We start from the raw sequence: 23,180 nt of genomic DNA, 5'->3' as shown, positions 1-23,180 counted from the left end.
TCAGGCGTTCGAATTCCCCAGGGGAAACCGGTTGGCGATTGGAAGGTGGTCGCGATTGCCGCAAGACTGATCGCGGAACCCCCAGCAATGCTTTCCAGATTGCCGCTCCCGGTCCGATCCGGCGGCCGGATCGACCTCCCGAATATGGGCCTCACGACGCCCTGCCGCAAGCGCAGACCCGCCCCAGCCCACCGGTCCGATTCCCGGCGCGGCAACCCTCGGAAGGTTAATCATTTCTGCCTGATTTGACAAAGGAGTCGGGCATCCAATTTAGCCGCCATTGAGCATAGCGCGAGCTTTTGCCCTGCTTTTGACCGTCTGGGGAGCCCGCCCGCCGGGTTTCAGTTTCCCGATTCACCATCTGTTTAGCCGCGCACGTCGAGATGGCCGCGCAATCCATTTTGACGAGAGCGCCATGCTTGGTTCAGCCATTTCCAATTGCGTCCGCGCGGCCGTCCGCCGGTTTTCCAGGGCAACCGACGGCAATGTCGCGGTGATCTTCACCTTCGCAATCCTGCCGATCCTCGCCTTCGTGGGCGCAGCGGTCGACTATACCCGCGCCAACAACGCCCGCACTGCGATGCAGTCGGCGCTCGATTCGACCGCGCTGATGCTGTCCAAGGATCTGACCATGGGCACCATCACGGCCGCCCAGATCCCGAGCAAGGCGCAGACCTATTTCAACAGTCTCTTCACCAACAAGGACGGCAAGGGCATTTCCGTCTCGGCCACCTATACGACTCCGACCTCGTCCGCAGCCGCGACCATTCTCCTGAGCGGGTCGGGCTACATCAACACCTATTTCATGAAGTTCGCCAATCTCCTGCCGTCCGGCGGCAATTTCCAGACGATGAATTTTGGCTCCTCGACGACCACCACCTGGGGCAACGTCAAGATGCGCGTCGCCCTCGCCCTCGATAACACGGGATCGATGGCGGACAACGGCAAGATTACCGCGCTGCGCAACGCGGTGGCAGGATCCGGCGGCCTGATCGATCAGCTCAGCGCGCTGAGCAAGAACAACGGCGACGTCTACATTTCCGTTATCCCGTTCGCCAAGGACGTCAATGTCGGCTCCAGCAACTACGGCCAGAGCTGGATCGACTGGACCGACTGGCTAAATCCGCCCACGACCCAGCCCGCCAACGGACAGAGTGTCGCGACGCTTCCCATCAACTGGCATGCCGTGGGACCTGGTTCGAAATGCCCGTTCACGAACACCACTGGCAATACCAATGGCGCCGCAAACGGTGGCTTCGTTTGTAAAACGGGTCCCACAGCAAGCAACAGTTCGACTACGTCAACGATTCCGTCGACGACGGTCACAGTGAACGGCGCATCCGTCCAAAATCCAATTTGCCCGACCGCCGATAACAACACCCAGGCAAAGTACAACGGCTGCTGGAGCAGCGAACCAACCGGCCTCCAGGAGAAATTCTGCAGCGGAAGCTCGAACTGCAGCTGCCCAAAGAACGCCTCTGGTTCCAGCGTCTCGGGTTGCACTTGCACCGGCACCGGCAGCGGCAAGTCCTGTACCGGATGGACCTATGTTCACAACTGGACACAGCCTGGGCCTAACGACCTGACGGACAATTCCAATCAACCCAGAGTTTCCGCCATCGTCGGTTTCAAGGATAACAGCAATACCCCGAACAAGGACCACGTCTGGACCCCCAACGCTGTGGGGGTCGCAAATGACTGGCGCCAGCCTTCCACCAACCCGATCAGCACCTGGACCGGCTGCGTCGCAGACCGCACCCAGCCGAACGATGCGACGGGCGTGCTGCCGGCATCATCCGACGTGACGACGCTGTTTCCGGCCAACGAGTATTTCGACACCTGGGGCAACAACGCCTTTTGCAGCAGCAGCGCATCTACACCGCTCGAGCCCGTCATTCCGCTAAGCTACAATTGGAGTGCGCTCAAGACCGCCGTCAATGCGATGCAGCCGACCGGCGGCACCGACCAGTCGATCGGATTGGCCGTGGCGTGGCAGTCCCTTTTGGTGGGCGGCCCGCTGAATACACCGGCGGAGGACTCCAACACCACCTACAACCGGGTCATCATCCTGCTGTCCGACGGTTTGAATACTCAGGACCGCTGGCCCGATTACGGCGACGGCAGTTCGCAGGCTTCAGGCAATCCGATCGACGCAAGGCAGACCCTGCAGTGCCAGAATCTGCAGAACGCAAGGGATGCCAACGGTGCGCCGATGTACACGATCTACACCATCCAGGTGAACACCAACTCGCCCGCCGATCCGACCTCGACCGTCCTGAAGAACTGTGCCAGCAGCCCCGACAAGTTCTACATGCTGACCAGCTCGACCCAGATCCTGACGACGTTCAACACGATCGGAACCGCTCTCAGCAAGCTGCGGCTGGCGAAATAACCGCCCGCTTCCGGCGCAACAAAAAAGCCCGGCCGAAACGGCCGGGCTTTTCGTTTGTCTTGATCAGTGGCGCTTACTGAGCGGGCGCGAACTTGGAGACCAGGCCCTCGTAGGGCTTGAAGGTCTGCTTGGCGCAATCGCTGTACAGGCCGGCGATCTTCTGCGATTCCGCGACGAAGGTCTCGTAGGACGAGCGCAGGTACTCGGTCTGCGCCTCGAGCGCCTTGTCCAGCGACTTCACGCCCGACAGCTTCTCGACGAACGACTTGGTGTCCTCAAACGACTTCTTGGCGTAGTCGCCATAGGCGGTGGCGATCGCCTGGACGCCGCTCTGCAGGTTGTTCGCAGACGCAGTGACGGACTCGATATGCTCTTTGCCGTAGTTCTGAATGTCTTCGATCTTGACCATGGATTGGAATTCCTTTTCCCAGACTTGAAGGCGCAAATTCCCATTGCCGGGAAGCTCCCGGCCCCCTGACAACGATCGGAATATCGCATCGCACAATAAAGTCAACAAATATTGTGCGACGCACAACGACATTTGCCCGAATCCTGAGCATTTGCGATAAACCCCGGGGGACTACGCAACGGTTGCTTAATCTTTTGGAAACTCGGTCCGCCTAACCTGATTCCTGGACTTTGTTCGCCTTCCGACGGACAGCCTTGAAAGCTGTTTGTGAACAACACCTTAGCTAGAAGAGCGACCTGAGCCGCCACGAGGGCCGATGGTTCTGCCCGAAGTGGTCTGTTGCGCAGGCAAGGATCGACGGCCGCCGGGCACAATTTCGCCTCACGAGCCAGTGATCTAGATAGAAATTGGGACGGGGAAGTAGATGCTTCGAACAACCTTGGCCTCCTCGCGGGCGCTCCGAGTTGGCGTTCTTGGGCTCGTTACCGTCACGACGGCGATCCTGATCACCAGTGATAGCGCGGAGGCGCGCCGTCACCGGCGCCACACCGCCCGTCACCACCACAGCGAGGCCGCGCGCGAAAGCTACAGCCCGCAATTCGCGACGATCGTCGTCGACGGCAACACCGGCTCGGTGCTGACATCGAACAGTCCCGACGGCCTGCGGCACCCTGCCTCGCTCACCAAGATCATGACGCTCTATCTGCTGTTCGAGCGCCTCGATTCCGGAAAGATGAAGCTCGACACCGAGATGCCGGTTTCCGAGCACGCCTCCGAGCAGGACCCGACCAAGCTCGGCCTGCGGCCCGGCCAGACCATCAGGGTCGAAGACGCCATCAAGGGTCTTGTCACCCGTTCCGCCAATGACGCTGCGGTCGTGATCGCTGAGGCGATCGGCGGCAGCGAAGACGACTTCGCACGGATGATGACCCGCAAGGCCCGCGCGCTCGGCATGAGCCGGACCACCTATCGCAACGCCTCAGGCCTGCCCAACGACGAGCAGATCACCACCGCGCGCGATCAATCGACGCTCGGCCGCGCCATCCAAGATCGTTTCCCGCGTTACTATCGCTACTTCTCGACCACGGCGTTCAATTTCCGCGGCCACACGATTACCGGTCACAACCGCCTGCTCGGCAGCGTCGAAGGCGTCGACGGCATCAAGACCGGTTACACCCGCGCCTCCGGCTTCAACCTCGTGACCTCGATCCACCGCGGCAATCGCTTCCTGGTCGGCGTGGTGCTCGGCGGCCGCAGCGGCGGCTCCCGCGACGCCATCATGCGCAACCTCCTGGCCGAGAACATCGGCAAGGGCGCGACCACCCGCACGGCCGCCGCGATCACCGAGCGCAACCCGGCCGACGCCAATGTCGAGGTTGCCGATGCCGACAACGCCCGCAGCGCGGACACCGCGCCGGTCGCAGCGTCGGAGCCCGCCGCGGCAGCCGTCGCGGTGCAGGCGCCGCGCCCGGCCAGCAAGCCCTCGCTGATGGCCGCCGTCGCCGCCGCGCTGCCGCCGCCCCCGGCGAAGCCTGAGCCGCAGGCCAAGCCCGAGCCGGCCCCGCTGACCTCGGGCGTGATCCAGACCCAGCCGATCGCCGCGATCCCCGGCTCGGCCGAACCGATGAAGCCGGTCAAGGTGAAGACCGTGCAGGTCAAGGCCGGCCAGATCAAGCTTGCCGCCGCCGGCCCGGCACAGTCCGCGCCCCCGATCACCAGCACCATCCCGTCGCGCGGCGAAGTTCCCGAGACCTCCAATGCGATGATGGCGCGGGCTGCCGAGACCTCGAGGCCCGAGATGCCGCCGCAGCCGGCGAACTTCGGCACCGGCAACGGCATCCTCGGCGTGCTGCCGGCCTCGTCCGTCCATGCACCGGCCGCCGCCGCGGCACCGCAGGCCGTGGCCTCGATCGAACCGACGACCCGCAGCCTGCAGGCCGCGCCGCAGACCAGCCTCGTCAAGCCAGGCGCCGCGCATTCCGGCTGGATCATCCAGGTTGGCGCGCTCGAGTCCGAAGGCGAGGCCAACAAGCGTATCGACCTCGCGCGCAGCTCGGCCCGCGGCCTCCTCAGCAAGGCGGACCCGTTCACCGAGGTCGTGGCCAAGGACAATCGCAAGCTCTACCGCGCCCGCTTTGCCGGCCTTGAGCGCGATCAGGCCGAAGCGGCGTGCAAGACGCTGAAGCGCGCCGAGATCTCCTGCATCACCGTTCGCAACTGATCGACGCGATCTCTCGATTTCAAGGGGCCGGCGCCGCAAGCGCCGGCCCTTTTGCTTTGCAGGCCGCCGCGCCAACGACCGGCCTTTCCGCGCGCGGCGCGACCATGAGAACTTCTCGTCAATATTTTACGGTTAAGTTTTCCCGAAAGAACGATCGGCCACGCCGGACGGCGGCGGGCCACACGGGGCATCAATCAGAAACGGAAGGCAGCTCTCGGCTGTGGCGTCAATAGCGTAGCCGGAGTTAGAGATGCGTGCGAAGCAGAGTATCCTTGGCCTCGTTCACACGGGCAGCGAGATACGTCGAGCCCCCCTGGTCGGGATGGAGTTTCTTCATCAGGGTGCGGTGAGCCCGGCCGATGTCGTCACGCGACGCTCCCGGCTGCAGGCCAAGGATCTGATAGGCCTCCTCGTTCGTCATTTTGCCGGTCGCCGCCGCGCGGCCCTGCCCCCCTGTCCGGTCGCCCTGTGTGTCCTGACGCCAGGCGGGAAAGCGGCGGTCCAGATAGCTTTCAAGTAGCGCGACACTTTCGGCATCGAAGCTCGGGACCATCGCCAGAAGCTGCGACAGGTCGAACTCGTCGAGCATGCGGCCGGCCTGCGGTCCCGCCACGATCTGGCCCTTGAGCACGCCGCTGTCGTGATCGAGGCTCATGTCGAGATATTGCGAGCGCACCCGCGAGCTTTGTCCCTGATTGCGCGAACCGCCGAACATGCCGCCGAAATTGGGAAAGCCGGTGCTCCCGAACGGCGACCAGCCGAGCAATCCGGCGCCGAAGATGCCGAGCGGGATTGCGACCGCCAGTTCGCCCCGCACGCCGGTGAAGGCCGCAACGGCAAGCGCGAGCACGCCGCCCACGATCTTGATCGCACGCGCAAGCACGGCCGGATTGGCCGCACGAAACATCTGCAGTGCGGAATAAAGGATGACAATTGCGACGACGCCGGCGATCAGGGTTGGCATGCGCGGAATATAGGCGGCCCGGCGGCAAAAAGCATGCGAAGCTTCGTCTCACTGGAGCGTGAAGAGCCCTCGCATGGCGCCGCCCCCGGCGATTGAGTAGCTTGCGGCAACCGCGCTGGAGGAAGCTGATGGCGATTGACGGACTGATCAGCCTTCGCAGCCATGTCGGGCCGAAGCAAACCGCCGACCGGCTCAAGGCCGAACTGCAGGCGCGCGGGCTGACGTTGTTTGCGCAGATCGATCATGCCGCGGGCGCCGCCGGCGCCGGTCTTGCGCTCCGTCCGACTGAACTGTTCGTGTTTGGCAACGCGAAGGGCGGCACGCCGTTGATGCAGGCTGCGCAGACGATCGGGATCGATCTGCCGCTCAAGGCGCTGGTCTGGCAGGACGAAGCCGGCGACTGCTGGTTCTCCTACAATGATCCGGCCTGGCTCGCCGAACGGCACGGCGTCGCGGAAGCGACCGGACAGGTCACGGCCAACATGTCGGCGCTGCTCGGCGCAATTGCCAAAGCCGTGACGTCGGGCGGAGCCTGACGCGCCAGGCGGCCTATTTCATCTGGCCGATCAGCCTGGCCGCGCCGCTCGTCGTCTTCGCCAGTTGCAGCAGCGCCTCGCGACCGCCGGCAGCATAGGCTGCAGCGGCGCGCAGCAGTTCGCGGAGCTGCGCCGCCGCGCCGGGATCGAACCTGCACCATGCGCCGCCGGTCAGCCGCGCGATCTCGCGGAACGTCTGCTCGGCAGTTGGGTCCGCGCCCTCCTGGAACATGAAGACCGGCACCTTGAGCAGGCCGAGCTCCCCGGCGCTTGCGCACAGCGTGTCGGCGTTCTCCTCCATCGCGTCGCCCACGAACACGAGCGCGCGCACGCCTGCCGCAACCGCCTCGCGGCGGGTCTCCGACAGCACCTTGCCGATCTGGGTATTGCCGCCCTGGCAGTCGATCTTGCTCATCAGCCGCGCGAGCTGCGCGCTGTCGGAGATCCAGCCCGACGCGCGGCACTCGTTGAAGCCGCGATAGTAGACGAGGCGGATATCCAGGCTGCCGAGCGAGCCGGCCTCGCGGAACATGTCCGCTTGCAGCGTGCAGGCCATGTCCCAGGTCGGCTGCCGGCTCATCGTGGCGTCGAGCGCGAACACCAGCCTGCCGCGTGCGCCGGCGCGATGCGGCGACATCGCGCGCGCCTTCGCCACGAACGCGGCGATGTCATTGGCGCTCGACGCCGGCACGCCAGGCGCATTGGCCGGGCGCACGTCGCTTCCGGATGTCGGTTTGATCGTCTTGCCAGCCATCAGCGCTTGCCTCGTACAGCAAACACTATGTGGGCCGCGGCATCGGATTGGTCAACGTGACGCACCCGCCTGCCCGGATCGGATCCCGGGGGCCTTGTCAGTTCGTGACCGACGGATCCTTCTTGGTCTCGCTCTTGGTGAACGAGAGCGACTTCTTGACCTTCTCGCCGAAGGTCTGCGGCGGCTTCTCGACCGGCACGTAGAGCGAGACGGGACCCGGCTCCAGAATCTTCAGCGGCGCATTCCTGGTATCGACCGCCGCGACATCGCTGTCGGTGTCGGCCAGGAATTTATCGAGCATCGCCTGGATCGAGTCCTTGGCCTTCTCGGGTCCGGTATCGCGCATGTCGTTGTGCTGGAAGTTGGTGTTCACAACGGTGATGCCGGCCTTCTCGCACTCCTCCTCGTCCGGCACCACGCCCGGATCGGGCTTGAAGTGCTGATCGTGCGACCGGAATGAAAGGATCTTGAACTTGCCGTCGGTCATGAACGGCACGCGCAGATTGTCCAGCGTGACGACCTTCTTGATCTCGTCCGGATACTGCTTGGCGAAATACATCGCGATGTCGCCGCCATTGGAATGGCCGACCATCGTCAGCTTGCTGTAGTCCGCGTTCGGCTGACGCTTCTTCATCTCCTCGATCGCGAATTTGATGTTGGTGATGCCGCGCTGATACTGCGGCAGGCGCCCGACATAGAGCTCGCCGACCTTGGTCACCATCGGTCCATCCGACGGCAGGTCGTTCTGAATGCTGACGGTCAGGTAGCCGCGCGCCGCGAACACATTCGCGAGGAAGGAATATTCGGTGAATTTGACGGTATTGCCATGATTGAGGATCGCAACCGGGAGCTTGATCATGCCGGCGTCGGCCTGCATCTCCTTGTCGAAGCGCACGGCAACGTCGACCGCGACCGGCCGCTCATCGCGGGTCGGATCCTTGAACATGAGCGTTTCGTGGCGGATCGCCCACTTGCTCGCGGTGAAATACGCACCCGTGATCACTACGGAGAGCGAAAGCAGAACGAGAATTCCACGCTTCATGACGTCCTCGAGGTGCCCGCCTTTACAGGGCGATTTTGGCCGGAGGCTCTTCGGCCTCCTTTTGAGAATATATGTCACAGCGCCGTGACAGGAAGTCCAAATATTGTGGCTTCGGTGGCATAACGTTGTGCGCTGCACCTATAGTTTGTGCAGATGCACACGCCTCACCGCGACCGGGTCGTGCTCTCCTCTCCTCTTCGACGTGAGTTCCCAAGGTTGCGTTCGAGCCTTGGATCGCTCTTGGATCGACGTTCAGGAGAAACTGGATTTCGGCCGCTTTGTTCCGGCTTTTTGGCCGTCGTGTGGCCGAAATCACCGGAAAAACACGGATTTCAACCAATTTCGGTGTAAATAGTCAGCTTCAGGCCGGAATCGTCGTTGGGCTGGAAGCTGGCGTACTCAAAACTGAGCCTGCCGCGTCTGGGGTGGCGGAGCACCTTCCGCCCGGCGACGCTGCTGCTGACGTCATGGGTTCACCACCAGGCGTCGAACTCGGGACAGCCCTGACGGAGCCTCGCCAGCAGGTCGACCGCGTCGTGCTGATGGGCGGCGTTGGAACACAGCGCGGACCCGGGGCTCGACCTGCCCTATCCCTCGATCACGCCAACGATGCCGTTGCGCACGCGGCCGCCAGAGGCAGGCCGTTCAAGATGACGGTGCTCAAGCCGAACTAGGCCGGAGGCGAAACCCCTTGCAGGACGTCCCTGAAGACGCCGTACTGCAATTGAAATGTTTGCGGGCTGTAGTCCTGGTAATATCCCGCGGTCACCACGACAACGAGATCGAGCTCGGGGACGATGCGGATCGACTGCCCGCCTCGTCCGAGCGCGCCAATCCAGTCGACCTTGCGCCCGTTGAGCCGAGACTGGCCGAGCCACCAGAGGTATCCATAGGATTGATGCTCCGTGGCCTTGAGTTTCGGCGCCGTCGAGGTCTCGATCCATGCCGTTGGGACGATCTGGCGACCGTTCCAGCGGCCGCCTGCGAGGACAAGCTGGCCGATCTTTGCCATGTCGCGCGGTCGCAGCCGCAACCCGCCACCGGCATCGCTATCCCCTTTGACCCGGCTCCATTCGAAGCTGGTAATGCCCAGGGGCTCGAACAACGCGGTGCGCGCAAATTCGTCGAGCGGATGTCCGGTCGCCTTGCGGACGATGGCCGACACCAGCGTCAGCGCGCCGGTGTTGTAGAAGAACGCCTGTCCCGGCGGGGCCGTTGCCGAACGACCGAGGACGTAACGGCACGGATCCGCCGCCCGATGCATGCGCACCTCGTCGTTGTCGTCTCCCGTCGCCGGGGTCGCCTCCACCCACGCCAACCCCATCGACATGGTGAGGGCGTGCACGAGCTGGATGCCGTCCTTTTCGGAGGACGGCAGGTCTGACAATTCGGGGAAGAAGCTGAAGATCGGTTCGTTGATGCTGCGTATCAGCCCGCGATCGATCGCGATCCCGACGGCGAGTGACGCGACGCTTTTTGAAGCCGACTTGATGTTGTGCAGCGTATCGGCATTAAACGCGACGTCTTCGACCCGGCTGCCGTAGAAGCGGCTGGGGACCTCGTCGGAACCGCTGAAGTACCGCTCGAACACCAGCTTGCCGCCGCGAACGACCAGCACCGCGCGCACATTGGCACCCGTCGTGAGCCGATCAGCCATCCTGCACAGCGCGGCGCGGTCAGCAAGCTTGTCCTCAGTGATGGAGGCGACGGACCAACCATCGTCCCGCGCGACCGGAACGCCACAGGTGTCGGACGGGTCGGCGTAGGCCGGCAAGGTGGCGAGCGGTGCCAACGCAGCTCCTCCGAGAAGGGACATGAACCGGCGCCGTTCCATTCGATCCTCCGTTCATCGCCTTGCGACCGCTCAAACCAATCGTTCGGAGAATCTGCCCGATGCTAGGCCGCCACCGGGATTACCGGCCTTGCCGGCCTAGCTGCCGATGATGTCGTCGACTTCCAGCGGCTTGTCGACCTGGCTGAACCATTCGGCCCGGTTGGCGGCGCGGCGGCGGCCACGCTCGTCGAGCGGCAGCTTGAGCTGGCGCAACAGACCCATCACCTCCTCGCGGGCGGTGACGTGCCCGAGGCTCGGGCGGGTGCCGAGCGTCGCCTCGTCGATGTCGTCGAGCGCCGTCAGCCCGCGCGGGAAGAATTCGCGGTAGACCACCCGCTCGGCAAAGCCGTCGACCGAGCGGAACCCGAGCCGCAGCGACAGCTGCTTCAAGCCATCGGCGACCAGCTGCTTGTTGCGCGAGCCGAGCATCGATAGCCGGTTGCGCACCACGATCCAGTCGGTCGAGGCGCCGTCGAGCTGGCGGCGCTTGCGTCTGGTGTCGCGCACCATCTCCGCGTAATGGCTCTCGCCGATCACAGCATAGGTCGCGGGATCGACGGTGCCCAGCACGTCGAAATCGAGGAAGCTGTCGTTGATCGGCGTCACCAGCGTGTCGGCCATCGAATGCGCGAGCCGCATCAGGTAGCTGTCCGAGCCCGGGGTATCGATGACGATGAAATCATAGGCACGTTCCACCGCGCTCACCGCGGCCATGAACTGCTGGAATTCGGCGTTCTCGTTCTCCTCGATCTGCATCGTCTCGCCGTACTTGATGCAATAATGCGCGGGGAGTTCGAGATCGAGCCCGGAGCGACGCGCCCAGGCCTGGCGATTGCTGATGTAGCGGGTGAAACTCTGCTGGCGGCAGTCGAGATCGATGCTGGCAACGCGCTGTCCGGCCTTCAGGAGCGCAACCGCGATATGCAGGGCGGTGGTCGACTTGCCCGAACCGCCCTTCTCGTTGCCCAGCACCACGACATGTGCGGAGCCGGATTGACCCTGACTAGCCTGCACCAACATGATTCAATCCCCGCAATGATCTTCAAATCGCGCACGGCTGCGGTCAAGTGAAATGCATCACTGCGCAAGGAAATCAATTGCAGCCGCCCTTAATGATGAATCGAACGCACAAGCCGGCTGCGTCGATCGGCACGAGGCCTGCGATCCATGCGCGTGCGAGATCGGGTAATGCTTGCGCGGCGGTTTGCCGATAACGGTTCGAACTTGGTAAGCTCTGCTACCTGCCGAACGCCAAACGTTCCACCTGGATTCCCCCCACCCAGATTGCCCCACGAGTCGAGACCAGATGCCGAGAAATCCCACCGTCGTCCGTACCGTCCCCGCCCTTCGTCGCGCCGTCGACACCCTACGCGCCAAGAAGGCGACCGTCGCGCTGGTCCCGACCATGGGAGCGCTCCATGACGGCCATGTGTCGCTGGTGCGGCTCGCCAAGCGCCGCGCCAAGCGGGTCGTCGTTTCGATCTTCGTCAATCCGACCCAGTTCGCGCCGACCGAAGATTTCGGTTCGTATCCGCGCACCTGGAAGGAAGATGTCGCCAAGCTCGCCGCCGAAGGCGTCGACCTGATCTGGCACCCCGAGGTGAAGGCGATGTACCCCGACGGCTTCGCCACAAGGATCGTGCCCGAGGGACCGGCCACCGCTGGACTCGAGGATCGCTTCCGGCCGCATTTCTTCGGCGGCGTCGCCACCGTGGTCGGCAAGCTGTTCACCCAGGTCCGGCCCGATGTTGCGATCTTCGGCGAGAAGGACTTTCAGCAGCTTCGGGTCGTGACCCAGATGGCCGCGGACCTCGACCTCGGCGTCAAGGTGATCGGATCGAAGACGGTGCGCGAACGCGACGGCCTCGCGATGTCCTCGCGCAACGTCTACCTCTCGGCGGAGGAACGGCGCGCGGCCCCCGAGCTCAACCGTGTGATGAAGCAAGCGGCGGGCCGCCTGCGCGCCGGCGAGGACGCCGCGACCACAATGGCCACCGGCGCTGCTGAGATCACCAAGGCCGGCTTCGTGCTGGATTATCTCGAGGTCCGCCACGCCGCTTCGCTGGCGCCGATCGGGTCGCTCAAGGACGGTCCGATGCGGATGCTGGTGGCGGCAAGGATCGGCAGCACGCGCCTGATCGATAACATCGCGGTCTGAATGGGGCCGGCTCTATCTCGTGACGCAGAGATCCGCGCCAGCCTTCTTCCGATTGCTCCGAGCGGTCCGATTGCTCAGAGCAATCCGAGGTCGCGCAACTCGCGGCGCATGGGTTCCGGCATCGACGCCACGCTGGCTGCGCTCGACTTGGTGAGATCTGCCGGCGCGGAGTCCGCGGTCAGGTAGCGCCAGCCCTGGAACGGCCGCATCGGCCGCGGCGAGACGGCGATCACCTTGGGCTGCATCACCAGCCGGCAGCGTCCGATGCCGTCCTTGTCGCGGAACGGCTCGATCGCGATGATCTTCTCGCGCGCGGCGATCTCGCCACGGATCACCCAATACAGCGAACCGCCGGCGAGGATCTCCTCCTCGCGCTTCGGCGTCATCCGCGTGATGTGAACGTGACGGAGCGGCAGGCCTTTTTTCTTCGCGGTCGCCATCCGTTCGGCGACCCAGCCCTTGAGTTCCTTGACCGAGTCGCAACCGACGGCAAGCTTGATGAGATGAAGCGGCATGCGCCGGATGTAGCGGCCGGCGCGCGCTTTGGAAAGGGAGCGATAGCAGCGGCAGTGGATATCGGGATTTGCTGCCCGGAACGGTGCGAAGACGGCGGCTCAAGTCGCCGTCATCACACTCATTCCTGGTTCGCGGCCGCCGGCGCACTCGCCGCGGCAGGTGGCGGCGCCGGCGCTGGCGCCGCAGCCGGCGCGATCTGGACCGGACGCTTCGCTGCGGGTGGGCGCTTCGGGGCTGCGGGCGGCGCGGCGGCGGCGCGTGCGGCCGGCGGCTGGGCCGCTGCAGCCGGCTTCGCCGGTTCGGGCGTCATGATGCTGACCGGCGGCGTCGAGGACGCGCTCGGAAACTCCGCATTGGTCGGCTTGCCGGTGGGCAACGACTGCGGCAGCGCCGCGACCAGGCCGGAGGCGGCCGACGCCTGCGCGCCGCCCGGAGCGTTCCAGGACGCGGCGTAGCGCGTGACCAGGTTCTCGTAGGTCCGCTCGTTCATGTTGTTGATGATCTGATGGTTGTCGCCCAGCGAGCGGAACGCGGGGCACGCGGTCGGCGTGCAGTGGTCTCGCGCCATCAGCGCGTAGGCCACCAGACCGTAGCGGTCGTGCTCGATGGCGCGGCGCAGCGCCTGCAACTCGGTGGTCGAATTGCGCTCCGCGGTTGCGAGGTCGCCGAGCGCGGTCAGGCGCGAAATCTGCGCCGCCGCATAGCTGACCGCCGCCGCGGCCGTATCAGACGAACCGAACAGCACCTTCTCGCAGGCATTGAGAACGGCGTCTCCGGCGAGGTCGTCGACGCAGGCCAGCGCCGGCGCGGTCTGGCTGGTGAATTGCGCCGTCCGTGTGTCGGCGGGCGCCGCCTGCCCGCCCGGCCCGAAGCCGCGGATCGTGGCGGCGACCGCAACCGCGATCGACAGCAGCGTGATGACGGTCAGCGCGCCGTTGGCGACGGACTTTTCCGCGCGCAGCAGCGTGACCAGAACGACGATCCCAAAGAAGCCCGCCGCGGCCAGCGTCAGCCACATCGGGAAGGTCGGTGAGCGCCAGATCTGATCCAGCGAGGAAGCCCAATTCATGCGCGATGTCCCTCAACACAGCGTAAGCACAGCCGGCGACGGCGAACGCCGCCATCCCGACGTCCAACCTTCAGCACAATGGGTCTGCGAACAGGGCCTTTTGACGGCGACAGCGCGGAACCCGCTCCAGCCACCGGCTTGCGCACAACGCGTTCAGGACAGCGCGAGCTGACTCTCCTTGGCCACCCGTTCGAAAGCTTCAGTCGAGCTCTTGATGCGATACTGGCAATCGTCACCATCGGTCGGCAGCAGGCGGATCACCTCATAGGTGCCGCTCGCAGCGGGGCGCGCCACGTTGCTGGCCGTGAAATAGACGATCTCGCCAATCGAGTACTTATGCTTCAACGCCCTCTCCATTTTCTTAGAGATTGCTGGCTGAGCTGACAGTCCCGATAGCTCAAGCCGGCATTTTGAGAACCCTGCGGCAACCTAGCACATCGCACCGCCCCAAATCCAGCAAGATTGGGGCATGGCGAAGGTGCGATTTTGCAGGTTTTTCAGGGCGATAGGCAGCAATTTATGTGCCAGCTGGAAATTGCCCGCCGACCTCGGCTGGAACCCGGTTCCACAGCCTCAGGCGGTATGCGGCAACTTTCCGTTGGGGCTCGCGCCGTCGACCGCAGCCGGAAGTTGCTGGGCCAGCACCTTGGACAGCTGGTCGACCGGAATGTTGAACTTGGCGGCGAGCTGTTTGACGGTGTCGCTGCCCAACACCTCCTGGAGCTGCTCGGCGGTGATCGGCAGGTTCTGGCCGGTGCCGATCCAGGATTTGACCTGTTCGCCGAGGCCGGCCTGCTCGAGCTTGGCCACGATCGCCGACAAGCCGCCCTGCCCGCCATTGCCCATCACCTGACCGAGCACGACGGGGATGACGGCCGCCCCGAGCTGGCCAAGCATGCCTTTCAGCTCCGGTGAATTCTCCAAGGAATCGAGAATGCCCATGGTCTAAGTCCTTTCACGACTTGCAAAACCGGTCTTTCGGATTCGACGCCTTCGGCCCCGCGGCGTCAAGCCGCGATCTTTGCCGCCGCTGTCACAATTCGGCAGCGCAGGACCGGTCAGGCGTCCTCGAATCGCTCGATCCGCAGCGTCTCGGCCAGACCGTCGCGGGTCCATTGCTGGAACGCCGGAAGCTGCATCATCGCATCGACATAATGCTGCGCCTCGGCCTTCACCGGGATCGCGTAGGTGCGGAAGCGATGCACCACGGGCGCGTACATCGCGTCCGCCCCGGAGAATGCCCCGAACAGGAACGGGCCCTGCTTGCCGTAGCGCGCGTGGCAATCGGCCCAGATCTCCTCGATCCGCGCCACATTGGCCCGCGCATCGTCCGACAGCGCGACGGCGCGGATCGGCCGGTGCAGGTTCATGCCGCATTCGCTGCGCAGCGGCACGAAGCCGGAGTGCATCTCCGCCGAGATCGCGCGGGCATGCGCGCGCGCGGCGCGATCCGACGGCCAGAGCTTCGCCTCGGGAAACTTCTCGGCGAGATATTCGATGATCGCCAGCGAATCCCACACCGTGACGTCGCCGTCGATCAGCGTCGGCACCTTGCCGGCCTTGCTGAAAGAGAGGATGCGGTCCTTGTCGGCCTGGTCGGTGTAGAGCGGAACGAAGATTTCCTCGAACGGGATGTCGTTGGCGCGCAGCGCCAGCCAGGGCCGCATCGACCATGACGAATAGTTCTTGTTGCCGATGACGAGCTTGAGCATGCCTGTGAATCCTGTTGCCACGCCAGTTTGCCATAGTGCATTGCACGCGTTCAACCTGTACATGACGCGGGATGCAGCGCGGCGCGGACGGGCCGCCGCGCATTGACGAAGGAAGGCACCAATGACCGGCTATTGGGTCGACATCCTGGCCGTCGGCTTCTTCGCGCTGGAATGGCTGGTCTACGCCATCACGCTGGAGCACACCGCCTACGGACGCGACAGCCTGTCGGCGCGGATGCATGTCTATCGCGAGATCTGGGTGCGGAATCTGCTCAACCGCGACGCGCGGATGGTCGACATGCAGATCATGGCCAGCCTGCAGAACGGCACCGCGTTCTTTGCCTCCACCAGCCTGATCGCGATCGGCGGCGCGCTGGCGCTGCTGCGCGCGACCAGCGACGCGCTCGCGGTGCTCGGTGCGCTGCCGGTCAACCTGACACCCTCGCCCGCGCTGTGGGAGATCAAGTGCATCGGGCTGATCCTGATCTTCATCTACACGTTCTTCAAATTCGCCTGGGCCTATCGCCTGTTCAACTATGTTGCGATCCTGTTCGGTGCGATGCCGCCGGCCGGCCAGCGCGATACGCCGGAGGCCGAGGCCCATGTGATCCGCACCACGCGGCTGTTCGAAACTGCGGGCCGGCACTTCAACCGCGGCCAGCGCGCTTTCTTCTTCGCGCTCGGCTATCTCGGCTGGTTCCTCAGCCCCTGGGTGCTGTTCGCCACGACAGCCGCGGTCGTCATCGTGATCTGGCGCCGGCAGTTCGCCTCGAATGCCTGGCAGGCGATGGGAAGCTGAAGGCTTGATCGAGCAATATGCGCGACACTCTCGCTCCCGCTCCCCGTTCTTACGGGGAGAGGGTTCGGGTGAGGGGCTGTTTCCGCATCGACCGAGATAGACGGACTCGCGGAGACTCCCCCTCACCCGGATTGCATCTGGCGATGCAACCCGGCCTCTCCCCGCACGCGGGGCGAGGCGAAGTTCGCCGCTCGTCCCTGCCCTACGATGCAAAATCGCGCGGCGTGAAGTCGAGGTCGAGCACCTTCCATTCGCCGTAGCGATCCCGCGGCAGCATCGCGTAAGGCTGGCAGGCCTGCAGCGCCTCGGTCGCGCTCTTGAGCAGCAGCGGCCCCTTCTCCGATGCGGTGGCCTCGATCAGCAACGGCGATGCGCCGAGCTTGCCGTCCGGCTTCATGAACACCCGGAGCTTGATCCTGACGTCATCGCCGGTGCTCAACGTCGCCGGGAGCTTCATGCAGCTCTTCAGATGACGGCGGAATTCGGCGACCACGCTGGAGCCGACGTCGGCCTGCTCGGTGGCGGCGGCGTCGAAATTGTCCTTGCCGGGACCGGGGCCGTGCGGCGCTTCGGCCGGCAGCTTGACGGGGATGTCGGGCGGCAAGCCAAGGAGGACATTGTATTTGACGGACAGGTCCGGCTCGGGCTGCGCATAGGCAGGTTGCGACGGCGGCGACGCTTGCTGCGCCATCGGCTGGGGCATCGGTGGCGTCTGCGGTGCCGGCGTCTGCGGTGCCGGCGGCTCGACCGCAGCATGCTGCGGAGCCGGGCTGGGCTTGGGCTCGGGCGGCGTCGCCTGCTTCTGCGGCGGTTGCTGCTGGGCCTGTTGCGGCTGAGGTGCCGGGGCTTGCGCCGGTGGTTCGGACTTGGCGGTGTCGACCGGCTTGTCGAGCGACGGCAACTGCAGCTCGGGCGTCGGCGACGGGCTCGGCACCGGATCGGGCTTGGTCTCAGTCTGGACCTCGCTCCTGGCAACCTCCTGCGGCGTCACGATCTCGACCGGCACCGTGTCAGCGGCGACCGGATCGAACTGATGCACCTCCGAATACAGGAAAATCAGCGCGAGCAGCATCAGGTGCACGAACACCGATGCCATCAGATCCGCGTTTGGCCGAAACTTCATCCCACTCGATCACATCAGTGTCGTCTCCCCGCCGGTCACAATACCGGGTGGAACCCGCCTGCCTCAATCCCCATTCGGTGCAAAACCGCAATCGGCCAGCGCGCAATAGCATGATCGGGAGCGCTGCCCAGCCATATGCCGCGCGGCGATTCACAGGCAAGGACCCAACGCGCCATGGGCCATCAGATGGGCATCACCGCGCGGCCGCGCTCCCGATCGCCAAAATCTCGCGCATGTCCTCATCCGACAACTCGAAGTCGAAGATATCCAGATTTTCCTGGAGCCGCTCGAGCTTCGAGGTGCGCGGGATCGCCGAGACATTCTGCTGCACCAGCCAGCGCAGGCAGACCTGGGCAGCCGTCTTGCGATAACGGTCGCCGATCCGCGCCAGCGCGCGGTCGCCCTTGACGCGGCCCTTCGCGATCGGGCTGTAGGCGACGAATGCCATGCCATGGCGCGCACACGCCTCGATCACGTCGGCCTGGCCCAGATAAGGATGGTACTCGACCTGATCGCAGGCGAGCGGCTCGGGGCACGCCGCCACCGCCTCCTCGATCAACGCCACGTTGAAGTTCGAGACCCCGATATGCCGCGCCAGTCCCGCCTGCTTGACCCGCGCCAGCGCGCCGAGCGTCTCGGCAAGCGGCACGTGCGGGTGCGGCCAGTGCAACAGCAACAGATCGACCTCGGTCAGACGCAGCCGCGCCAGGCTCTCTTTGGCGGAACGTTCGAGATCCTTCGCCATGAAATGCGTGGTCCATATCTTGGTGGTCAGGAACACATCGTCGCGCTTGACGCCGGAGGCGCGCAGCCCCTCGCCGACCTCGCGCTCATTGTCATAGATCTGGGCCGTGTCGATGTGCCGGTAACCGAGCCGCAGCGCCTGCTCGACGATGCGGGCGCAGGTCCGCCCGCGCAGCTCCCAGGTGCCGAGCCCGATCGCGGGGATTCTGGCACCGTTGCCTTCGACCACATTCATGCGCCCATTATGCGCGCATGACGAGGACCTGCCAACTCACGCATGGGTTCCGCGATGAGCCGTCGCGACCGCTCACCGCTCCGGCTGGTAACCGTCGGTCAACGTCTTCAGGAAGGCGATGATGTCGGCTTCGTCCTGCGCGGTCATCGCCGGCGTGTCGCCGAGATGGCGCTCGAACGGCGGATCAGCGACGTCGACATTGCCGTGATGCTTTTCCGGCAGATCGTCGTATTTCCGCACCGTACCGTCGGCCGCACGCGGGTAGACCTTCTCCGGATTGGTATCGCGGAAGTTATAGAAATCGAGCACCTGCTCGAGGCTCGTGAAGACGCCGTTGTGGAAGAACACGCGTCGGGTTGCGGTGTTGCGCAAGGTCGGCGTCAGAAACATCCCGCAATATTGCGTCTGCTCGGCAATGTCCGTGCGGTACGGGCCGCAGACCCCGAGATCGAAATAGTTGGGATCGCGGTTGCTGGCGAGCGCGGCGTTGCGTGGCGCGCCGAGCGCCTCATACTGGTGGTCGGTGAACAGCGGCGGCAGGCCGTCGCGGGTCGGCGCCGAGGTATGGCAGCCGGCGCAATTGGCCTTGTCCGGATCGTTGAACAATTGCAGGCCGCGCAACTCGCTTTCGCTCAGCCGCGTCTTGCCTTCCAGCCAGTAGTCGAACTTGCTGCTGTAGGGATGGAAGCTCGACTCCTCGACCTGGTAGCGCGCGACCGCGAACATCGCCTCCGCGACCATCAGCCGCGTATTGTCGAAGATGTTCGCGCCGAACAGTTCGGCAAAGCGCGGGGCATAGCTCGCCTGGCGCAGCTTCTGCGCCACCACCTCGATGCTGCCGCCATCCATCTCGTTGGGATCGAGCAGCGGGAAGATCGCCTGGTCCTGCAGCGTATCGGCGCGGCCGTCCCAGAACAGTCCGCCCTGCGGCACGATGTTGACCGCCGACGCCGCGGTCCCGGTCGCGACCTTTTTCGCACGCGCGGCCTGCTGACCTGCCGCGGCCAACTGCGCGAAGTCGACGACATTGTCGTCCTCGTCCTTCTCCGGCCCGATGCTGAAATTCGGTTGCCGCTCGAGATAAGTCAGGCTTGGCACGGCGCGCGTACCCTGCCGCGATTGCGCGGGCCCGCCGAACATCACCGCCGCATTGTTGGGCGGTCCGTAGGCGTGGTCCGGACTGTGACAGGAGGCGCACGACAATGCGCCCGACGACGACAGCGACGCGTCGAAGAAGATCATCTGCCCGAGCTGCGCCATGCCGGACAGCGGGGCGACCGGCGGACGCCTGAGCTGCACCGGACTCGGATTTGTCCCCGGAAGTCCCTGGGTCTCGACTGCCGCAACGGCGCCGGCCATGCAGAGCAGGCCGGCGCCGAGAAGCCACAACATGCGGCCGTTCATATGACGTCCAGTGATCCCAGAGCGTTAGTGATGGTGATGATCGTCAGACGGGCTGACGATGACCGTGCCGGCCGTCGGATCGAGGAACAGCTTGTTCTGCCGATCGTCGTGGTCGTGATCGTGGCCATGATCGAAGTCGAACATGTCTGTGATCGATTCGACGCTGTCGTCGAACGAGCCGCCGCCGAGACGCTGGCCGTGCAGCCAGTTGTCTTCGATGAAGCGCACGACCGACGCCTGCGAGATGCGGGTGTGGCTGACGAAGTTCTTCTTGGCGTAAGGCGAGATCAGCAGGAACGGGATCCGCGTGCCGGGACCGCAGCGGCCGTTCACCGGCTGACCGTTCAGGCCCTTCGGCTGCGTCTGCTTGCCGATACCGCGGCCGCACTGGCCGGGACCGTTGACCTGGTCGGCGGTCGGATCATACGAGGCGCTGATCGGCGCAAGGTACTGGTGGTCGTACCAGCCGTCGGAGTCGTCATAGGTGATGATGACGGCAGTCTCGCGCCACTCCTTCTGCTTCTGCAGGAAGTTGATCAGCTCGACATTGCCCGCCTGCTCATCGAGCGGATCGGAGTTGCCGGGATGTCCGTCCTGATAGGCCGGCATCTTGATATAGGAGACCGCCGGGAAGTTACCGGCTTTCACCGAAGCGTAGAAGTCCTCGAGATCGTAGGCGTGGTTGGCCGGATCGAGCGTCTTGCTGCCGGGGACATAGGTGTGGCCGACCGCATCGACCGAACTCGGCCGCGCATGGGTCGGGTTGGCGGTCGACTTGTAGTACTGGAACCAGGCGTGGTGCGGGATGTAGTCGACGATGCTGCCGTTGACGTTGCTCGAGAAGGTGCTGCGGGCGCAGTTGGTGGTGCCGTTGCTGTTCTTGAGCGTCAGGTCGAAGCCGCCCATGAAGCTGCCCCAGCTGATGTGCTCGGCGTTGAGCAGGTCGCCGATGTTCTTGCTGGTCATCAGGACCTGGCTGGTCGTGCTCGAGCACGCGTCGTAGGCAGGGTCGGTATCACCGGTCAGCGTCAGGCCGCCCTGGCCGTCGGCGATCGACGATGACGTGCCGACGATGTTCTGCGCACCATTGGTCTGGCCGGAGACCACCTCGAGCGCGCCGGGCGTCGACGGACCGAAAGTGTCGGTCCAGTTGTTGTCGCTCATCGCGAAGTTCTGCGCGTAATTCCAGAACGCGGTGACGGTGTTGCCGTCGAAATAACCCATCACCTGCCCGTTGGTGCCGAAGGCGCCGACGCCGCCGGCGGTGCCGCGACCGGTGAACTTCGGAAACAGGTCTTCCCTGCCGTTGTCGACCGCCTGCTGCTCGGGCGTGTAGGCGTGGTTTTGCGAGCGCGTGTTGGCCTGGGTGCGATCGAGCCGGAACGGATTGGTCGCGCCGGTGCCGTTGGCCGCATTGGTGTTCGGGTTGTTGGTCAGCAGATTGGCGTTGGCGAGGTTGTTGACCTTCGGCGTATGCGGCTTGGCCGTGAACGGAATCGAGCCGGTCGGATTGGCCGCATTCGGGTAGGTTGCGAAATAGTGATCGAACGAGCGGTTCTCGTTGAAGATCACGACGAGATGCTTGATCGGCGTTTCCGTGTGAATGTCGTGCGGATGACGATGATCGTGATCTCGATCATCGTCGTGAGCGGCGGCGCTGCACACAACTGCAGCAGCAGCGACCAGACAGACTCCGACCGTTGAAAGGAATTTCGCCTTCACTTCTTGCCCCATTTTTTAAGGATTTATGACGTCGACATGCGACAAGTTATCCATCGCCGATGACAGCGCTGTGTAAGTTTCATCACAGCGATTCATCATCGCGCGTTCGATTCACGCGTCGGTTGCAGCGCGAGCAAACGGATGTTGCATCGTTGTCATCGAATCGATCGCGGTGTCGATAACGCCGCTATGCCAGCCGCATTTCAAAAATCTGGTAGATCGAGAAGACTAACTGGAGACCAGGAGGTCCGCCTGCACTTGAACCGTCACGACAAGTCTGCCCAACGGATGCGATGCGACAATCGCCCGCAACACATCGCTAGTGCATATACATCCAAAAGAATTCCTCATCTGCCTTGTTCATGTCGCTCGACATCACAAGCCCGAGTCTTTGGGTGACTTCCTGCACCATAACGTATGCTCGCCGAAATTCGCCCGAGCCCACAACTCCTTGAAACTCTCTAGCTCCACGGGATGGTTGTGGAGGAACATCTCCACTTGGTGTTCATACTCATTTTTCACTTCTTCGAGGGTTTTCATGTCGATGACAGTGAGAATGGCTGAAGAGTGACGTTCTGTATCGGAGTGCTGGTGATCGCCAATGTAGCTCGCCATCGAAGCTGCCAGGCTGATCGCCTTAATCCTTCATCCCGGTGATCGAGGCGCTCACCGCCCTGGGATCGCGCTGTGGCCAGCGGCCGCTTTCGACCTGCGCCAGGAAATCGCCGACGATCCGGTTGTATTCGTCGGGCTCCTCGATGTTGATGGCGTGGCCGCAGTTCGGCATGACGGCGAGCGCGGCGGACGGGATGCTCTGCTTCATCAGAACGCCCGGCAGCAGGCACGGCCAATCCTCGTCACCGGTGATGATCAGCGTCGGCACCGTGATGCGCTTCATCTCGTCGACCAGCGTGTAGAGCGAGGGACGCTCCTTCTGGACGCCCTGCTGGGTGTTGGCCGATCCCACCGCCGAATGCTCGGCCAGCATGGCCTTGAATTCGGCGTGGCCGCGCGGATCCTTGTTCTCGTACTGCACGCGGGTCGGGCCGTAGGCGTAACGCTCGGCGAACGTCGGCATGCCGTCCTTGCGGATCATGCCCGCGATCACGTCGGCCTCGGCGCGAAACGTCTCGCGCTTGTCGAGCTCGGCGCCATAGCCGCAACCGCCGATGCACAGCGACAGCGCGCGCGCCGGGTGACGCAATCCGAAATGCAGCGTCGCAAACCCGCCCATCGACAGGCCGACGATGTGCGCCTTCGGCGCGCCGATGTGATCGAGCACGGCAAGAATATCGTCGGCGGCGCGCGCCTGCGAATAGGACGAGACCTGCTCGGGCACGTCAGACGGTGGGAAGCCGCGCGCATTGTAGGCGATGGTGCGGAAGCGCTTGCCGAAATGCCGCATCTGCGGCTCGTAGCTGCGCAGGTCGCCGGCGAATTCATGGACCAGGATCACCGGATGGCCGGATCCGGTCTCCTCGAAATAGAGCCGCACGCCGTCATCTGTCGTCGCGTAGGGCATGGTGGTCTCCTGCCTTCTTGCTTT

At 64.2% G+C, this 23,180-nt stretch carries 23 protein-coding genes; 5 read left to right on the top strand and 18 right to left on the bottom strand.

Features of this window, described 5'->3' with window-relative positions:
* Window positions 1-415: 415 nt before the first annotated feature.
* The gene (locus JQ573_RS26325) at window positions 416-2,392 is read left to right on the top strand and encodes a pilus assembly protein (RefSeq protein ID WP_212318587.1); all 1,977 of its coding nucleotides are present in this window, start codon (window positions 416-418) and stop codon (window positions 2,390-2,392) included.
* Between the two features lie 73 nt (window positions 2,393-2,465).
* Here the strand turns inward: JQ573_RS26325 and JQ573_RS26320 are convergent, their stop codons facing one another.
* On the bottom strand, window positions 2,466-2,801 hold the full coding sequence (locus tag JQ573_RS26320) for a phasin family protein (protein WP_092114837.1): 336 nt from the start codon (window positions 2,799-2,801) through the stop codon (window positions 2,466-2,468).
* Window positions 2,802-3,225: 424 nt separating this feature from the next.
* Between JQ573_RS26320 and JQ573_RS26315 the strand changes: the two genes are divergently transcribed.
* Window positions 3,226-5,022 (top strand): D-alanyl-D-alanine carboxypeptidase, encoded by a 1,797-nt coding sequence (locus tag JQ573_RS26315; protein WP_212318583.1) that lies wholly within the window; start codon window positions 3,226-3,228, stop codon window positions 5,020-5,022.
* A gap of 244 nt (window positions 5,023-5,266) precedes the next feature.
* Here JQ573_RS26315 and JQ573_RS26310 read toward each other — a convergent pair whose 3' ends face one another.
* A complete protein-coding gene (locus JQ573_RS26310) occupies window positions 5,267-5,986 on the bottom strand; it encodes a DnaJ domain-containing protein (RefSeq protein WP_212318580.1) in 720 nt (239 codons plus the stop codon).
* Window positions 5,987-6,114: 128 nt separating this feature from the next.
* On the opposite strand from JQ573_RS26310, the gene JQ573_RS26305 reads away from it, so the two are divergent.
* Complete coding sequence (locus tag JQ573_RS26305; protein WP_212318577.1) at window positions 6,115-6,522, top strand: DUF302 domain-containing protein; 408 nt, start codon at window positions 6,115-6,117, stop codon at window positions 6,520-6,522.
* A gap of 13 nt (window positions 6,523-6,535) precedes the next feature.
* On the opposite strand, the gene JQ573_RS26300 is transcribed toward JQ573_RS26305, so the two are convergent.
* The 5 genes from JQ573_RS26300 to JQ573_RS26280 form a co-directional block, all read right to left on the bottom strand.
* Complete coding sequence (locus JQ573_RS26300) at window positions 6,536-7,276, bottom strand: VWA domain-containing protein (protein WP_212318574.1); 741 nt, start codon at window positions 7,274-7,276, stop codon at window positions 6,536-6,538.
* 97 nt (window positions 7,277-7,373) lie between these two features.
* Entirely contained in the window at window positions 7,374-8,318 is a 945-nt protein-coding gene (locus JQ573_RS26295; RefSeq protein WP_212318571.1) for a S9 family peptidase, read from the bottom strand.
* A gap of 332 nt (window positions 8,319-8,650) precedes the next feature.
* Window positions 8,651-8,755 (bottom strand): hypothetical protein, encoded by a 105-nt coding sequence (locus JQ573_RS40940; RefSeq protein ID WP_212318568.1) that lies wholly within the window; start codon window positions 8,753-8,755, stop codon window positions 8,651-8,653.
* Between the two features lie 233 nt (window positions 8,756-8,988).
* Window positions 8,989-10,110 (bottom strand): serine hydrolase, encoded by a 1,122-nt coding sequence (locus tag JQ573_RS26285; protein ID WP_249132372.1) that lies wholly within the window; start codon window positions 10,108-10,110, stop codon window positions 8,989-8,991.
* Window positions 10,111-10,248: 138 nt separating this feature from the next.
* Entirely contained in the window at window positions 10,249-11,172 is a 924-nt protein-coding gene (locus JQ573_RS26280) for a division plane positioning ATPase MipZ (RefSeq protein ID WP_092114844.1), read from the bottom strand.
* Between the two features lie 286 nt (window positions 11,173-11,458).
* On the opposite strand from JQ573_RS26280, the gene panC reads away from it, so the two are divergent.
* The gene (gene panC, locus JQ573_RS26275; RefSeq protein WP_212318564.1) at window positions 11,459-12,310 is read left to right on the top strand and encodes a pantoate--beta-alanine ligase; all 852 of its coding nucleotides are present in this window, start codon (window positions 11,459-11,461) and stop codon (window positions 12,308-12,310) included.
* 74 nt (window positions 12,311-12,384) lie between these two features.
* Here panC and JQ573_RS26270 read toward each other — a convergent pair whose 3' ends face one another.
* From JQ573_RS26270 to JQ573_RS26250, 5 genes are all read right to left on the bottom strand, one after another.
* Window positions 12,385-12,825 carry a DUF1489 family protein gene (locus JQ573_RS26270; RefSeq protein WP_028336418.1) on the bottom strand — a complete coding sequence of 147 codons (441 nt, stop codon included), beginning with the start codon at window positions 12,823-12,825 and terminating at the stop codon, window positions 12,385-12,387.
* Between the two features lie 119 nt (window positions 12,826-12,944).
* On the bottom strand, window positions 12,945-13,895 hold the full coding sequence (locus tag JQ573_RS26265; protein ID WP_212318561.1) for a hypothetical protein: 951 nt from the start codon (window positions 13,893-13,895) through the stop codon (window positions 12,945-12,947).
* A gap of 153 nt (window positions 13,896-14,048) precedes the next feature.
* Complete coding sequence (locus tag JQ573_RS26260; RefSeq protein WP_092114848.1) at window positions 14,049-14,252, bottom strand: hypothetical protein; 204 nt, start codon at window positions 14,250-14,252, stop codon at window positions 14,049-14,051.
* A 216-nt stretch (window positions 14,253-14,468) separates the two neighbouring features.
* Complete coding sequence (locus JQ573_RS26255) at window positions 14,469-14,837, bottom strand: YidB family protein (RefSeq protein ID WP_176530795.1); 369 nt, start codon at window positions 14,835-14,837, stop codon at window positions 14,469-14,471.
* Window positions 14,838-14,953: 116 nt separating this feature from the next.
* Window positions 14,954-15,607 carry a glutathione S-transferase family protein gene (locus JQ573_RS26250; RefSeq protein WP_173642448.1) on the bottom strand — a complete coding sequence of 218 codons (654 nt, stop codon included), beginning with the start codon at window positions 15,605-15,607 and terminating at the stop codon, window positions 14,954-14,956.
* Window positions 15,608-15,728: 121 nt separating this feature from the next.
* Between JQ573_RS26250 and JQ573_RS26245 the strand changes: the two genes are divergently transcribed.
* Window positions 15,729-16,406 (top strand): DUF599 domain-containing protein, encoded by a 678-nt coding sequence (locus JQ573_RS26245; protein ID WP_092114851.1) that lies wholly within the window; start codon window positions 15,729-15,731, stop codon window positions 16,404-16,406.
* 202 nt (window positions 16,407-16,608) lie between these two features.
* Here JQ573_RS26245 and JQ573_RS26240 read toward each other — a convergent pair whose 3' ends face one another.
* The 6 genes from JQ573_RS26240 to JQ573_RS26215 all read right to left on the bottom strand — a co-directional run bounded on the left by JQ573_RS26240 (window position 16,609) and on the right by JQ573_RS26215 (window position 23,156).
* Window positions 16,609-17,529 carry a hypothetical protein gene (locus JQ573_RS26240; protein ID WP_212318559.1) on the bottom strand — a complete coding sequence of 307 codons (921 nt, stop codon included), beginning with the start codon at window positions 17,527-17,529 and terminating at the stop codon, window positions 16,609-16,611.
* A 193-nt stretch (window positions 17,530-17,722) separates the two neighbouring features.
* Entirely contained in the window at window positions 17,723-18,508 is a 786-nt protein-coding gene (locus tag JQ573_RS26235) for an aldo/keto reductase (protein ID WP_212318557.1), read from the bottom strand.
* A gap of 72 nt (window positions 18,509-18,580) precedes the next feature.
* Window positions 18,581-19,900: a cytochrome-c peroxidase gene (locus JQ573_RS26230; protein WP_249132370.1), complete on the bottom strand. Its 1,320-nt coding sequence runs from the start codon at window positions 19,898-19,900 to the stop codon at window positions 18,581-18,583.
* A gap of 36 nt (window positions 19,901-19,936) precedes the next feature.
* Complete coding sequence (locus JQ573_RS26225; RefSeq protein ID WP_212318551.1) at window positions 19,937-21,634, bottom strand: phospholipase C; 1,698 nt, start codon at window positions 21,632-21,634, stop codon at window positions 19,937-19,939.
* 375 nt (window positions 21,635-22,009) lie between these two features.
* Window positions 22,010-22,249 (bottom strand): hypothetical protein, encoded by a 240-nt coding sequence (locus JQ573_RS26220; protein ID WP_212318549.1) that lies wholly within the window; start codon window positions 22,247-22,249, stop codon window positions 22,010-22,012.
* 22 nt (window positions 22,250-22,271) lie between these two features.
* Window positions 22,272-23,156: an alpha/beta fold hydrolase gene (locus JQ573_RS26215; protein WP_212318546.1), complete on the bottom strand. Its 885-nt coding sequence runs from the start codon at window positions 23,154-23,156 to the stop codon at window positions 22,272-22,274.
* Window positions 23,157-23,180 lie beyond the last annotated feature (24 nt).

This window comes from Bradyrhizobium sp. AUGA SZCCT0105 (assembly GCF_018129565.1).
Lineage (GTDB): Bacteria > Pseudomonadota > Alphaproteobacteria > Rhizobiales > Xanthobacteraceae > Bradyrhizobium.
The sequence above is the reverse complement of the archived record's forward strand: the minus strand, read 5'-3'. Positions and strand labels throughout refer to the sequence as shown.

What these genes read in the sequence shown, in the direction of transcription:
- JQ573_RS26325 (WP_212318587.1), top strand. Translation starts at nt 416, where the DNA reads ATGCTTGGTTCAGCCATTTCCAATTGCGTCCGCGCGGCCGTCCGCCGG.
- JQ573_RS26320 (WP_092114837.1), bottom strand. Translation starts at nt 2,801, where the DNA reads ATGGTCAAGATCGAAGACATTCAGAACTACGGCAAAGAGCATATCGAG.
- JQ573_RS26315 (WP_212318583.1), top strand. Translation starts at nt 3,226, where the DNA reads ATGCTTCGAACAACCTTGGCCTCCTCGCGGGCGCTCCGAGTTGGCGTT.
- JQ573_RS26310 (WP_212318580.1), bottom strand. Translation starts at nt 5,986, where the DNA reads ATGCCAACCCTGATCGCCGGCGTCGTCGCAATTGTCATCCTTTATTCC.
- JQ573_RS26305 (WP_212318577.1), top strand. Translation starts at nt 6,115, where the DNA reads ATGGCGATTGACGGACTGATCAGCCTTCGCAGCCATGTCGGGCCGAAG.
- JQ573_RS26300 (WP_212318574.1), bottom strand. Translation starts at nt 7,276, where the DNA reads ATGGCTGGCAAGACGATCAAACCGACATCCGGAAGCGACGTGCGCCCG.
- JQ573_RS26295 (WP_212318571.1), bottom strand. Translation starts at nt 8,318, where the DNA reads ATGAAGCGTGGAATTCTCGTTCTGCTTTCGCTCTCCGTAGTGATCACG.
- JQ573_RS26280 (WP_092114844.1), bottom strand. Translation starts at nt 11,172, where the DNA reads ATGTTGGTGCAGGCTAGTCAGGGTCAATCCGGCTCCGCACATGTCGTG.
- panC (WP_212318564.1), top strand. Translation starts at nt 11,459, where the DNA reads ATGCCGAGAAATCCCACCGTCGTCCGTACCGTCCCCGCCCTTCGTCGC.
- JQ573_RS26270 (WP_028336418.1), bottom strand. Translation starts at nt 12,825, where the DNA reads ATGCCGCTTCATCTCATCAAGCTTGCCGTCGGTTGCGACTCGGTCAAG.
- JQ573_RS26265 (WP_212318561.1), bottom strand. Translation starts at nt 13,895, where the DNA reads ATGAATTGGGCTTCCTCGCTGGATCAGATCTGGCGCTCACCGACCTTC.
- JQ573_RS26260 (WP_092114848.1), bottom strand. Translation starts at nt 14,252, where the DNA reads ATGGAGAGGGCGTTGAAGCATAAGTACTCGATTGGCGAGATCGTCTAT.
- JQ573_RS26255 (WP_176530795.1), bottom strand. Translation starts at nt 14,837, where the DNA reads ATGGGCATTCTCGATTCCTTGGAGAATTCACCGGAGCTGAAAGGCATG.
- JQ573_RS26250 (WP_173642448.1), bottom strand. Translation starts at nt 15,607, where the DNA reads ATGCTCAAGCTCGTCATCGGCAACAAGAACTATTCGTCATGGTCGATG.
- JQ573_RS26245 (WP_092114851.1), top strand. Translation starts at nt 15,729, where the DNA reads ATGACCGGCTATTGGGTCGACATCCTGGCCGTCGGCTTCTTCGCGCTG.
- JQ573_RS26240 (WP_212318559.1), bottom strand. Translation starts at nt 17,529, where the DNA reads ATGAAGTTTCGGCCAAACGCGGATCTGATGGCATCGGTGTTCGTGCAC.
- JQ573_RS26235 (WP_212318557.1), bottom strand. Translation starts at nt 18,508, where the DNA reads ATGAATGTGGTCGAAGGCAACGGTGCCAGAATCCCCGCGATCGGGCTC.
- JQ573_RS26230 (WP_249132370.1), bottom strand. Translation starts at nt 19,900, where the DNA reads ATGTTGTGGCTTCTCGGCGCCGGCCTGCTCTGCATGGCCGGCGCCGTT.
- JQ573_RS26220 (WP_212318549.1), bottom strand. Translation starts at nt 22,249, where the DNA reads ATGGCGAGCTACATTGGCGATCACCAGCACTCCGATACAGAACGTCAC.
- JQ573_RS26215 (WP_212318546.1), bottom strand. Translation starts at nt 23,156, where the DNA reads ATGCCCTACGCGACGACAGATGACGGCGTGCGGCTCTATTTCGAGGAG.